Here is an 11776-nt window from a genome sequence, read left to right on the forward strand (position 1 = left end):
TCACCGCCGCGCCGGGTCGTCCGGCACGAGGTCGAGGGACGCGATGTGCTCCGGGTCGGCCACCGCCTCGATGCCGATGATCCGGTCGGTGACGATGAAGGCGAGCACGATGCGGGTCCGCCCACGGATCACCACGACCGCGCCCGGCGCGGCGTCCACGTACGCGGGGACCGCGCCCTCCGCCCGGCCGTTGAAGAAGGCGGCGACGGCGGCCGCGCCACGGGTCTCCGCTGTCGAACCCATGCCGACGGCCACCGGATCGGCCCGGAGTACGACGTGCGGATCCAGCAGGGTGACCAGGTCGTCGAAGCGACCTTCGCGGGACGCGGCGAGGAACGCCTCGACGACCTGTCGCTGGCGCGTCGGATCCGTCTCCCGTACCTCGCCGCTGAGCTGGACCCGCCGGCGGGCCCGGCTGGCGATCTGACGGAGGGCGGCGGGGCTGCGGTCGACGACGGCGGCGATCTCGTCGAAGGAGACCGCGAAGAGGTCGTGCAGCACGAAGACGAACCGCTCGGTGGGCGCGAGAGTGTCCAGGACCACCAGCAGCGCCCGGCCCACCGACTCGGTGAGCACGGCCTCCTGCTCCGGGTCGGCGGGCGCATCGACCGCCGGATCGTCCGTCGCGTCGCCACCGTCCCACGGCTGCTCGGCGCGGGCGGCCCGGGAACGCAGCCGGTCGAGGCAGACCCGGCCGACCGCTGTGGTCAGCCAGCCGGGCAGGTTGTCGATCCCGTCGGTCTGCGCCCGGGTCAGCCGCAGCCAGGTGTCCTGGACGGCGTCCTCGGCCTCGACGCCGGAGCCGAGCATCCGGTGGGCCACCGCCCGCAGGTGCGGACGGTGCTCCTCGAACCGCCGGGCCAGCAGGTCGGCGTCGTGCATGTCGGAACACTCCTTCGCCGAGGCGCCGGTGTGACGGCAGCCACATCTGTCACGCGGTCGGGGTGGCGGTCGACATATCGGTGAACGGGCCGGGACGTCGTACCGCGACGGACGCCGGTCAGCCTAGAGGGAGGGACGGACAGATATGAGCCTCGAACCACGCATCGCGAACCCCGCGGGTCTGCTGCCGGACGCCGTGCAGGCCGTCAACCTGCTGTACAAGGCGGCCCACTCGGCCGGCGTGCCGCAGCGCACGCTGGAGCTGGTGCACCTACGGGCCAGTCAGATCAACGGGTGCAGCGCCTGTGTCGACTCGGGCGCCCGGGGGATGCGTAAGGCGGGCGAGACGGACGAGCGGCTCTTCGCGGTGGCCGTCTGGCGGGAGACGCCGTACTTCACGGAGGCCGAGCGGGCCGCGCTGGCGCTCGCCGAGGCCGCCACCCGCCTCGCCGACCGGCCGGACGCGGTGCCGGACGACATCTGGGCGGAGGCCGCCCGGCACTTCGGGGAGAAGGAGCTGGCGGCGATCGTGCTCTGGATCGCCACCACCAACTTCTTCAACCGGATCAACGCCACCACCCGCCAGCCCGCGCCGCAGCACTGGGGCTGACCCGCGGCGGTGGACCGGGACGGGCGGCGGCTGCCGGTCGCCACCCGCCCCGGTCCACGACGGGTCGGCTGGTCCGACGGGCACACGGGGCTGTGGGTCGCCGCCCGGGACCCTATGCTGACAACCGTGCGGGATCGACGGCTGGCACTGCTCTGGTCGGCCTTCGCCGTCGTCGCGCTGGTCTCCGTCGCGCTCGTCCTGCGACGCGAGGACCGCCTCTCCGACCTGCACATCTACTACGGCGCGCTGCTCGACCTGCGCGCGGGGCGTCCGCTCTACGGGTACGTCGCCGAGAACGGCGGCCCCTTCACCTACCCGCCGTTCGCGGCGCTCGTGCTCTGGCCGATCACGCTGCTCTCCGAGCCGGTGGTGCAGGTCGTCTGGCTGCTGGCGACCTGCGCGGCGGTCGTCGCCGTGGCGGTGCCGGTGGGCGCGGTGCTGGCGCGCGGACGCTCCGGGCGGCACGTGGCGGCGGCGGTCGTGGCGCTCGCGCTGATGCTCTCCGCCCCGGTGCAGAGCAACCTGCGCTTCGGTCAGGTCAGCATCTTCGTCGTGCTGCTGGCGCTGCTCGACGGTATGGAGGTCGTCCCACCGCGCCTGCGGGGTGTGCTCGTCGGGGTGGCGTCCGCCATCAAGCTCACCCCGCTGCTCTTCGTGCTCTACTTCCTCGCCGCCGGGCGCTACCGTGACGCGGCTCGCGCGGCGGCGACCTTCGTGGCCTGCGCCGGGCTCGCGGCCGTCGTCCTGCCGGGGGAGAGCTGGACCTACTGGGCCGGAACGGTGCTGCAGACCAGTCGGATCGGCAACCTCGCGTCGCTGGGCAACCAGTCGCTGCACGGCATGCTGCTGCGGCTCGGCGTCGAACCGGTGTCCCTGCCGCTGCTCTGGGCAGGCCTGGTGGCGGCCATCTGCGCGGTGGCGCTGCTGCGCGCCCGGCAGTTGGCGGCGCAGGGGCTGCCGGGGCACGCCGCGGTGCTCGTCGGTTGCGCCACCGTGGCCGCGTCGCCGGTCTCCTGGACGCATCACCAGGTCTGGCCGGTGCTCGCCGCGATGCTGCTCATCGGCGCGTCGGGGGTGGCCCGGAGGGCGGCCGGCGTGGCGCTGCTGACCGCGATGGTGGTGTCGCTGGGCGCCGCGTTGAGCGCCGTCTCCATGCGACCTGGTGTGCAGTTCCTGTTCGAGAACGCCCGCGCGCTCGGCGTGGTGGCGCTCTGCCTGACGGGTTTCGGCGGGGTCGCGGTGGTGGCGGCCCGTTCGAGACGCCCCCGGGCCGCCGGTCGCGCCTGGCTCCGCACCGGGGTCGCGGCCGCGACGGCCGTCGCGTTCTTCGCCGTGCAGCCGCTGCCGGCGGGCGCCGACCCGACCTTCAAGGCGTACGCACTGGACGACGTGGTGAACCCGCGTTACTTCTTCGTCTGCCGCGGACCGGTCGCCTGCGCGTCGTACGACACCGGCGGGCCGGTCACCTTCGGCACCCGCACTGAGAAGACGAAGGTACGGGTGAACGGAGTGGTGTCGACGGAGGTGGCGCGGCTGGAGTACCACTCGGCCCCGGGCGGCGCACCCCGCGTCATTCCGCTGCTGTCGCCCTATCCGGGGCCCCGGGTCTTCTCGTTCCGGTCCGCGACGATGACGCACGGCCGCCTCGTCGCCTACGGTGCCGACGGCCGACCGATCGCCACCTTCGACGACGAGCTAGCCGCCGCGTTTGGGTGAAGTCGCTGCCCTTCCGGGTTCCACGACAGCGGCTCCGGCAGCGAGCACAGCACCAGGACGACGGAGAGGTTCGGCCGGTAGCCGGTCAGTCCGCGTAGCGCCAACCTCCGGGTGACGCGCCCGCCGCCGTTCGTCGACTGCCGGTCAGCCGCCGGCCGGCAGCAGGGCCCGCACGGCCGTGGCCAGCTCCGCGCCGGAGGGAGCGTGCTCCGGGTCGAGCAGCCACTGCACGGTGAGACCGCTGATCAGCATGAGCACCAGGGAGCCGACCGCGCGGGCGGTCCCCGGTGACGACTCCGGGTCGACCCCGAGCATGGCGGCGAAGGCCGGGCGGCCCGCCTCGAACGCCGACGCGATCCGCTCGCGCAGCTCCGGCTGGTGGTCGGTCTGGGTGAAGACCTCGACGCTTGCCGACCAGAGCGCGCGGTTCTCCTGGATGGACGCCGCCACCTGGTCGCAGACGCTGCGGAGCCGCTCCAGCGGCGGAAGGCTCTGGTCGACCTCCATGGTCCGTCCGAGGGTGTCGCCCCATTCGTTCATCGCCTCGATCATCGCGGCGGTGAGCAGCGCGTCCTTGGAGCCGAAGTGGTAGCCGATGGAGGCCAGGTTGGTGCCGGAGGCGGCCACGATGTCGCGCGCCGTGGTGCGGGCGTATCCGCGCTCGTAGAGGCACTGCCGGGCGCCGGCAAGAAGCTGATCTCGATGTCCCACGTTGCCACAGTAGCCGGTGACTGGTCGCCTGTATAAGACGATCGTCTTATACAGGCGTCATAGACAAACGTATAGATGCGGTCCTAGAGTGACGGTCATGACGAGCCCGACGCACCCCGCCGCGGTGGAGACCAGCGAGTCCGCTGCCCCCGCCGCCCCCGCCCGGCTGCGCGACGTCGACGCCCTGCGCGGCTTCGCGCTCTTCGGCATCCTCGTGGTGAACATCGCCTTCTTCGCCACCGCGTTCCCCTGGCACGGCATCGACGATCCGGCCTTCACCTCCGGGGTGGACGACGCGGTCCGCGCGACGGTCGCCCTCCTCTTCGAGCTGAAGTTCTACCTGCTCTTCTCGTTCCTCTTCGGATACAGCTTCACGCTGCAACTGGAGTCGGCGCGGCGACACGGCGCCTCGTTCGTGCCGCGTTTCCTGCGCCGGCTGGCCGGGCTGTTCCTGCTCGGCGTCGCGCACGCCCTGCTCTTCTTCCACGGCGACATCCTCACCACGTACGCGCTGCTCGGCCTGGTGCTGCTGGTCGCCCGCCGGATCCGGCCCCGCACCGCGATGATCTGGGCCGGCGTCCTCATCGGACTGGTCGCCCTCCAGATGGTGGGAGCGGCGGTCACCGGCGCGAGCCTGACGGCCGAACCGGCTGCCGCCCTGGCGGAGGGGCGGGCGTCGACCGAGGCGCTCGCCGGCAGCCCGGCCGGTGTGATCGCCGAGCACCTCCGGTCGATGCCGCAGATGCTGCTGGGTCTGGCCTCGTTGCAGGCGCCGGTCGCGCTGGCCGCGTTCCTCGTCGGTCTCGCCGCCGGCAAGCGCGGCATCCTGTCCGAACCGCAGCGGCACACCCGGCTCTGGCGGCGGCTCTGCCTGGTCGGCTACCCGGTGGGTCTGGCCGGAGCGGTCGTCTTCGCCAGCACCGGAGGGACCACCGGACTCGACCCGGTGGCGCTCGCCCTCACCGTGGTGACGGCCCCGCTGCTGGCCGCCGCGTACGTCGCCACGCTCTTCCAGCTCTTCCGGACTCGCCCGGGCGGGACCCTCTCCCGGGCGCTGGCCCCCGCCGGGCGGATGGCGTTGTCCAACTACCTCGGTCAGTCGGTGATCTGCGCAGTGATCTTCACCGGCTGGGGCTTCGGCCTCATCGGGCGGGTGTCGCCGCTGGTCGCCGTCCTCGTCGCCGTGGCCGTCTTCGCCCTCCAAGCGGCGGTGAGCGCCTGGTGGATGCGGGGGCACCACTACGGCCCGGCCGAGTGGCTGCTGCGGGCACTGACCAACGCGACCGTGCCGCCCTGGCGGCGCCGGGCGGCGTAGAGCGAGTGGGGGAGCACCGCCCGGGCGGACCGGCCCGGGCGGTGCGCTCATGCCGTCGGCAGGCCCAGGTGGTTGAGGTGGAGCACGGGGGAAGTTTCGACGTTCCCGCCGCGGGGCGCGGCGCGACCGGCATCATGTGCTGTCATGAGGAAGTCACCCGCCGTGGCGGTGTTGCTGGTCGCCGTGCTGGCGGCGGGCTGTGAGGCGTCCGAGCCCGAGTCGTTCGTCCGGCCGGCCACGCCGTCCGCCCCGCCCACCAGCGCCGCGCCGCCGACCACGCTCACCGTGGCTGCGGCCGGTGACCTGCTCGTACACCCGGCGCTCAGCGAGCAGGCGGCCGCCGACGCGCGCCGGGCGGGGCGCGACGGGCACGACTTCACCCAGATCCTGGCCGCCGTGAAACCTCGGGTGAGCGCGGCCGACCTCGCCATCTGCCACCTGGAGACGCCGCTCGCCGAGCCGGACGGCCCCTTCACCGGCTGGCCGAACTTCAGCGTCCCGCCACAGTTGGCCGACGCCGCGGCCTGGGCGGGCTTCGACACCTGCTCGACCGCCTCCAACCACTCCCTCGACACCGGAGTGGAGGGCATCGCCCGAACGCTGGACAACCTGGACCGGGTCGGCCTGCGGCACACCGGCATGGCGCGTACCGCGGCGGAGGCCCGCCGGCCCAACGTGCTGGACGTCAAGGGCGTCAAGGTCGGGCACCTGTCGTACACGTTGAGCTTCAACGACATCCCGCTGCCGGCCGGGCGGCCGTGGGCCGCCAACCTGATCGACGCCGACGCCATCCGCGCCGAGGCCCGCCGGGCCCGGGAGGCCGGCGCGGAGATCGTCATCCTGTCGATGCACTGGGGTACGGAGTACCAGCACGAGCCGACCGCCGACCAGTCGGACCTGGCGCGCGAACTGCTGGCCTCGCCGGACATCGACCTGATCGTCGGGCACCACGTACACGTGGTGCAGCCGTTCGAGAAGGTGGGCGGGAAGTGGGTCGCCTACGGCATGGGGAACCTGACCACGCGGTTCGCCGACGGCTCGCAGGAGCGCTCGCAGGACGCGGTGGTGCCGCAGTTCACCTTCACCCGTACGGCCAACGGTCGCTGGGCGGTCACCGAGGTGACGGTGCTGCCGACCTGGATGGAGTACCGGCCGCAGGCCCGGGTGGTCGACGTGACCGCCGCGGCGGCGGACCCGGCCGCGCCGGCGTTGCGTCGTGCCCACTACGCGGCGGTGCTCCGGCGGATCGCCGGGCTGGTGGACCAGCGGGGCGCGGTCGCCGCCGGGCTGCGCATGCCGCACTGACACGTCGGGTGGTGCAGCGGCGTTCGGAGCCGGTGGACTGACCCGCCGAGCTTCGCCTCAGCCCCGGCTGGGCTCGCCGGTCTGCTCCCAGAGCGATCTCATCTCGTCGAAGGCCTGCTCCATCAGCTCCACCATGGCCCGCCGGGCGCGCTCGCCGTCGTGCCGCTGAATGGCCTGGGCGACCTCGGCGTGCAGTTGGAGGGCCTGCTCGTGCGGGTGGTGCGGCATGAGGTGGTGCTTGTGCCGGCCGGTGAGCACCTCCGCGATCAGGTCCTGCAACCGGAGGAACATCTCGTTGCCGGAGGCGCGTAGCACCCGGCGGTGGAACTCGATGTCCAGGCTCAGGAAGCGCTCCTCGTCGCCGGCCTTGCCGGCGGCCCACATCTTCGCGGCGAGCCCGACCAGGTCGCTCGCCTCGTCGTGATCGGCCCGGGTGGCGGCCAGCAGGGCGGCGTGCGGCTCGACTGCGGTGCGCAGCTCGGTGATCGACCTGAGCTGCGCCATCCGGCCGGCCGAGGCGAGCCGCCACCGGATGACCTGCGGGTCGAAGACGTTCCAGGAGGTCGCCGGGCGGATCAGCACGCCGACCCGGCGGCGCGTCTCGATGAACCCCATCGAGGCCAGCACGCGCAGCACCTCGCGGATGACCGAGCGGGACACGGCGTACCGGTCGACCAGCTCGTCGATGTTGAGCACCGATCCGGGGGCCAGCTCGCCGCCGCAGATGGCGGTGCCGAGGTGTTCGAGGACGCGCGCGTGCAGTCCGGTCTCGGCGGGGGCGGCGCTGACGGGGGCCCCGGAGGCGGACGATTCCACGCCACTGATCATATCAGTTAGATCAACGCCTTGAATAAGTCTGCTTTTTGGGCCTAGCATCCCGACGTTAAGCAGATGTAAAAAGCGAGGTAGCGCCTCGTCGAGGCGATGACCGCGACAGAAGGAGAGACAAGCGTGCGACGTAGATCGATACTCGGCACTTCTCTGGCCGTGGTCGCCGCGATGGGCCTGACCGCCTGCGGTGGCGGGGACAGCGGCGAGGGCTCCGACACGCTGCGCATCACCCTGGTCAATCACGTGTGGACGGAGAACATCAAGCAGGCCCTGCCGGAATTCGAGAAGCAGTCCGGTCTCAAGGTCGAGGTCACCCAGCTCGGTGAGGACCAGCTCTCCGACCAGTACAACGTCAAGCTCAACGCCGGGTCCAGCGACATCGACGTGATGATGTACCGCCCCCTGCAGGAGGGGAAGCTCTTCGCCAAGAACAAGTACCTCGCCGACCTGACCGACCGCACCAAGTCGGACGCCGGCTTCGAGTTCGGCGACTTCCAGCCGGGGCCGGTGGAGGCCACCACGTACGAGGACAAGGTGGTCGGCGTACCGATCATCACCGAGCAGGAGGTCCTCTACTACCGCAAGGACCTGCTGGAGAAGTCCGGCTTCACCGCCCCGCCGAAGACCCTCGACGAGCTCAAGGCGCAGGCGACGAAGGTCGAGGCCGACAACCCGGGCGTGGCCGGCTTCGTGGCCCGCACCGGCAAGGCGGCCGCCGTCACCCAGTTCTCCAGCTTCCTCTACAGCTTCGGCGGCGACTTCGTCGACGGCAGCGGCAAGGCCTCGGTCAACACCCCGCAGGCCAAGCAGGCGTACGCCTACTACGGCGGGATGCTCAAGGACCACGGCCCGGAGAACATCAGCACCGACATGAGCTGGTCCGAGGCGATGGCCATCTTCACCCAGGGCAAGGCCGCCTTCTACACCGAGGCCAACTCGCTCTACAAGAACGCCACCGATCCGGCCAAGTCGAAGGTCTCCGACACCGTCGGCTTCGCGGCCTTCCCGGCCGGGCCGGCCGGCTCGAAGCCGTACAACATCCCCTCCTGGGCGCTCGGCGTCAACGACGCCTCGGAGAACAAGGACAACGCCTGGAAGTTCATCCAGTGGGCGGCGGGCAAGGAGCAGTCGCTGGTGCAGCAGAAGGCCGGCGTCCCCGGCGCGCGCGCCTCGGTCTGGGCCAACCCGGAGGCCACCTCGACCTACCCGAAGGACCTCGCCGAGGCCACCACGGTCAGCACCGCCAACGGTGTCGGCCACGACCGTCCGCTGGTCGTGAAGGTCGCCGAGGCGCGCGAGATCGTCGGCCAGCCGATCGTCGACGCGATCACCGGCAAGGACTCGGCCGCCTCGGCGGACACGGCCAACGAGGCGTTCCAGAAGTTCCTCGACGACGAGGCGAAGTAGCCCGACCGTGACGGTGGCGGAGCCGACCGGGCTCCGCCACCGCACCGGTCACGGCCCCTGCGAACCGGAGACCCCGATGTCCACCGTCACCACCCCCGACACCAGATCACCCGAGGCCCGCCCGGCTCTTGCGGACGGGTCGGCCTGGTCGCGCTGGGCCAACGCACACCGCAAATGGCTCTTCGCGGCACCCGCGATGGCGTTCGTCGCCGTGCTGATCGTCTTCCCGGTGGCCTGGACCGGGTACCTCAGCCTCACCGACGCCGAGGGCTCGGTACGCGCCGAGAGCGAGTTCATCGGCGTCCAGAACTACCTCGACGTGCTCACCGACACCGACCGGTTCTGGCCGGCGGTCTTGCGTACGGTCGCCTTCACCGGCGTCGTGCTCCTCGTCGAGGTCGTCCTCGGCATGGCGATCGCCCTGCTGCTGTGGCGTCCCTTCCGCGGCGAGCGGTGGGTACGCGTGGCGATCCTGCTGCCGCTGGTGGCCACCCCGGTGGCCGTCGGCATGATGTGGCGCCTGATCTTCGATCCCAACATCGGGATGGCCAACCAACTGCTCGGCTGGGTCGGCATCGGCCCCCAGCCCTGGCTCTCCGGCCAGCACTCGGCGTTGCCGACGACGATGTTCATCGACATCTGGCAGTGGACCCCGATGGTCGTCCTGATCCTGCTGGCCGGGCTCACCTCGCTCTCCGACGAGCCGCAGGAGGCGGCGCGGATCGACGGCGCCAGCACCTGGCAGCGGTTCCGGCACGTCACCCTGCCGCTGCTCATGCCGACCGTGGTCGTGGCGATCCTGCTGCGCGGCATCGACGCGCTCAAGACCTTCGACATCCTCTACGCCACGAAGGGCCGCGGCGGCGGGTCCTTCCACGAGGTGGAGACCCTGAACGTGTACGCCTACGGGCTCAGCTTCGACTACAACGACTACGGCGTCTCGTCGACCGTCCTCATCATCTTCTTCCTGATCATCATCGGGGTGATGTGGGCGCTGACCTACCGCAAGAAGGGGCTGGAGCGATGAGACCGAGCCGGTCGTACCGCATCTTCCGGACGGTGGCCCTCGCCGTCGTGGTGCTCGGCCTGCTGGCGCCGCTGCTCTGGATGATCCTGGCGTCGCTGAAGACCAACGTCGACATCTACGACAGCGGCAAGGCGTTCGCCTTCACGCCGACGCTGGACAACTACACCAACGTCCTCCAGCGCGCGAACTACGCCCAGTTCATCGGCAACAGCCTCTGGGTGGCGTTCGCCGCCACCGTGCTGTCGCTGATCCTGGGCGTGCCCGCGGCGTACTCGATGAGCCGGTTCACCATGCGCCGCTCGGCGTTGGTGGTGCTGATGGCCCGGGTGATCCCGGGGGTCTCGCTCCTGGTGCCGTGGTACTACGTCTTCTCGAACCTGCGGATGGTCGGCGGGTTCACCGTGCTGATCCTGAGCCACATGTTCGTGTCGCTACCGCTGATCGTGTACATCATGATGGGCTACTTCGACGGGCTGCCGACCGAGTTGGAAGAGGCCGCCCTCGTCGACGGGCTGACCCACATCGGCGCGTTTCGGCGGATCACGATGCCGCTGTCGGTGCCGGGCATCGCCACCGCGGGCATCCTCTCGTTCATCTTCTCCTGGAACAACTTCATGTTCGCCCTGGTGCTCTCCGGCGCGGACACGAAGACGCTCCCGGTGGCGATCTTCGACTTCGTCGGGTACGCGAGCATCGACTGGGGTGGCCTGATGGCGGCGGCGACAGTCGTCACCCTGCCGATCATGGTGATCGCGTTGTTCGTGCAGAAGTACGTCGTCTCCGGCCTCACCGCCGGCGCCACGAAGGGTTGAGCACGCCATGACGACGATCGCACGGGTGGAGACCTTCCTCGTCGCACCGCGTTGGCTCTTCGTCCGGGTCGAGACCGACTCCGGCGTCGTCGGCTGGGGCGAGGCGACCTGCGAGGGCCGGTCGGAGACCGTCCGCACCGCCGTCGAGCAGCTCGGCGAGCTGCTCATCGGCCGGGACGCGCTGCGCATCGAGGACCACTGGCAGGTGCTCACCAAGGCCTCCTTCTACCGGGGTGGCCCGATCCTGGCAAGCGCCGTCGCCGGCCTCGACCAGGCGCTGTGGGACATCGCCGGAAAGCACTTCGGCGCGCCGGTGCACCAGCTGCTCGGCGGCCCGGTCCGGGACCGGATCCGGGTGTACGGCTGGGTCGGCGGTGACGAGCCGGCCGAGGTGCGCGACCAGATCGCCGCCGCCGTGGAGTCCGGTCTCACGGCGGTGAAGATGAACGCGTCCGGCCGGATGAGCCCGGTCGCCTCGGTCGCCGAACTCGACGGCGTGGTGCGACGGGTCGCGGCGGCGCGTGAGGTGCTCGGCGAGGAGCGGGACGTCGCCGTCGACTTTCACGGCCGGTTCACCCTCGCCAACGCCCGCCGGGTCGCGCCGCTGCTGGAGCCGTACCGGCCGTTCTTCCTGGAGGAGCCGGTGGTCCCGGAGAACTCGCACCTGATCGGCGAGTTCGTCCGCTCCACCAGCACGCCGGTCTCCACCGGGGAGCGGCTCTACAACCGGCAGGAGTTCCTCCCCGTGCTCCAGGCCGGCATCGCGGTCGCGCAGCCGGACCTCTCGCACGCGGGCGGCATCACCGAGGTCCGCAAGATCGCCGCGTTGGCCGAGGTGTACGACGTGCAGCTCGCGCCGCACTGCCCGCTCGGCCCGATCGCGCTCGCCGCCTGCCTCCAGGTCGGTTTCGCCACGACCAACTACCTGATCCAGGAGCAGAGCATCGGCATCCACTACAACCTCGGCGCCGAGGTGCTCGACTACTGCCTCGACAAGGCGCCGCTGACGTTCGTCGACGGGTACGTCGAGCGGCTGCGGGCGCCCGGCCTCGGCATCGAGATCGACGAACACGCGGTGCGTACCGCGGACAAGCGTGGACACGCCTGGCGCAGCCCGACCTGGCGGCACCTCGACGGCTCCTACGCGGAATGGTGAATGA

At 71.2% G+C, this 11776-nt stretch carries 11 protein-coding genes; 8 read left to right on the forward strand and 3 right to left on the reverse strand.

Annotated elements, in window-relative coordinates:
- Positions 1–882 carry a sigma-70 family RNA polymerase sigma factor gene (locus D7044_RS18685; protein WP_120689680.1) on the reverse strand — a complete coding sequence of 294 codons (882 nt, stop codon included), beginning with the start codon at positions 880–882 and terminating at the stop codon, positions 1–3.
- Positions 883–1027: 145 nt separating this feature from the next.
- On the opposite strand from D7044_RS18685, the gene D7044_RS18690 reads away from it, so the two are divergent.
- Both D7044_RS18690 and D7044_RS18695 read left to right on the forward strand, forming a co-directional pair.
- Positions 1028–1492, forward strand: a complete 465-nt coding sequence (locus D7044_RS18690; protein WP_120689681.1) for a carboxymuconolactone decarboxylase family protein — start codon at positions 1028–1030, stop codon at positions 1490–1492.
- A gap of 126 nt (positions 1493–1618) precedes the next feature.
- Complete coding sequence (locus D7044_RS18695; RefSeq protein WP_158610017.1) at positions 1619–3208, forward strand: glycosyltransferase 87 family protein; 1590 nt, start codon at positions 1619–1621, stop codon at positions 3206–3208.
- Between the two features lie 144 nt (positions 3209–3352).
- On the opposite strand, the gene D7044_RS18700 is transcribed toward D7044_RS18695, so the two are convergent.
- Positions 3353–3919, reverse strand: a complete 567-nt coding sequence (locus tag D7044_RS18700) for a TetR/AcrR family transcriptional regulator (RefSeq protein WP_120689683.1) — start codon at positions 3917–3919, stop codon at positions 3353–3355.
- Between the two features lie 97 nt (positions 3920–4016).
- Between D7044_RS18700 and D7044_RS18705 the strand changes: the two genes are divergently transcribed.
- Together D7044_RS18705 and D7044_RS18710 are read left to right on the forward strand one after the other, a co-directional pair.
- Positions 4017–5234 (forward strand): DUF418 domain-containing protein, encoded by a 1218-nt coding sequence (locus D7044_RS18705; protein WP_120689684.1) that lies wholly within the window; start codon positions 4017–4019, stop codon positions 5232–5234.
- Positions 5235–5378: 144 nt separating this feature from the next.
- The gene (locus D7044_RS18710; RefSeq protein ID WP_120689685.1) at positions 5379–6539 is read left to right on the forward strand and encodes a CapA family protein; all 1161 of its coding nucleotides are present in this window, start codon (positions 5379–5381) and stop codon (positions 6537–6539) included.
- 57 nt (positions 6540–6596) lie between these two features.
- Here D7044_RS18710 and D7044_RS18715 read toward each other — a convergent pair whose 3' ends face one another.
- The gene (locus D7044_RS18715) at positions 6597–7355 is read right to left on the reverse strand and encodes a FadR/GntR family transcriptional regulator (RefSeq protein ID WP_233565034.1); all 759 of its coding nucleotides are present in this window, start codon (positions 7353–7355) and stop codon (positions 6597–6599) included.
- 135 nt (positions 7356–7490) lie between these two features.
- Between D7044_RS18715 and D7044_RS18720 the strand changes: the two genes are divergently transcribed.
- The 4 genes from D7044_RS18720 to dgoD all read left to right on the forward strand — a co-directional run bounded on the left by D7044_RS18720 (position 7491) and on the right by dgoD (position 11772).
- Entirely contained in the window at positions 7491–8777 is a 1287-nt protein-coding gene (locus D7044_RS18720) for an ABC transporter substrate-binding protein (protein ID WP_233562985.1), read from the forward strand.
- A 76-nt stretch (positions 8778–8853) separates the two neighbouring features.
- Positions 8854–9804, forward strand: a complete 951-nt coding sequence (locus D7044_RS18725; RefSeq protein WP_199716682.1) for a carbohydrate ABC transporter permease — start codon at positions 8854–8856, stop codon at positions 9802–9804.
- Entirely contained in the window at positions 9801–10616 is an 816-nt protein-coding gene (locus D7044_RS18730; RefSeq protein ID WP_120674852.1) for a carbohydrate ABC transporter permease, read from the forward strand. The genes D7044_RS18725 and D7044_RS18730 overlap by 4 nt, the downstream gene beginning before the upstream one ends.
- Before the next feature lie 7 nt (positions 10617–10623).
- The gene (gene dgoD, locus D7044_RS18735; RefSeq protein WP_120674854.1) at positions 10624–11772 is read left to right on the forward strand and encodes a galactonate dehydratase; all 1149 of its coding nucleotides are present in this window, start codon (positions 10624–10626) and stop codon (positions 11770–11772) included.
- Positions 11773–11776 lie beyond the last annotated feature (4 nt).

The organism is Micromonospora musae, assembly GCF_003626635.1.
Lineage (GTDB): Bacteria > Actinomycetota > Actinomycetes > Mycobacteriales > Micromonosporaceae > Micromonospora > Micromonospora musae.

What these genes read in the sequence shown, in the direction of transcription:
- D7044_RS18685 (WP_120689680.1), bottom strand. Translation starts at nt 882, where the DNA reads ATGCACGACGCCGACCTGCTGGCCCGGCGGTTCGAGGAGCACCGTCCG.
- D7044_RS18690 (WP_120689681.1), top strand. Translation starts at nt 1,028, where the DNA reads ATGAGCCTCGAACCACGCATCGCGAACCCCGCGGGTCTGCTGCCGGAC.
- D7044_RS18705 (WP_120689684.1), top strand. Translation starts at nt 4,017, where the DNA reads ATGACGAGCCCGACGCACCCCGCCGCGGTGGAGACCAGCGAGTCCGCT.
- D7044_RS18710 (WP_120689685.1), top strand. Translation starts at nt 5,379, where the DNA reads ATGAGGAAGTCACCCGCCGTGGCGGTGTTGCTGGTCGCCGTGCTGGCG.
- D7044_RS18725 (WP_199716682.1), top strand. Translation starts at nt 8,854, where the DNA reads ATGTCCACCGTCACCACCCCCGACACCAGATCACCCGAGGCCCGCCCG.
- D7044_RS18730 (WP_120674852.1), top strand. Translation starts at nt 9,801, where the DNA reads ATGAGACCGAGCCGGTCGTACCGCATCTTCCGGACGGTGGCCCTCGCC.
- dgoD (WP_120674854.1), top strand. Translation starts at nt 10,624, where the DNA reads ATGACGACGATCGCACGGGTGGAGACCTTCCTCGTCGCACCGCGTTGG.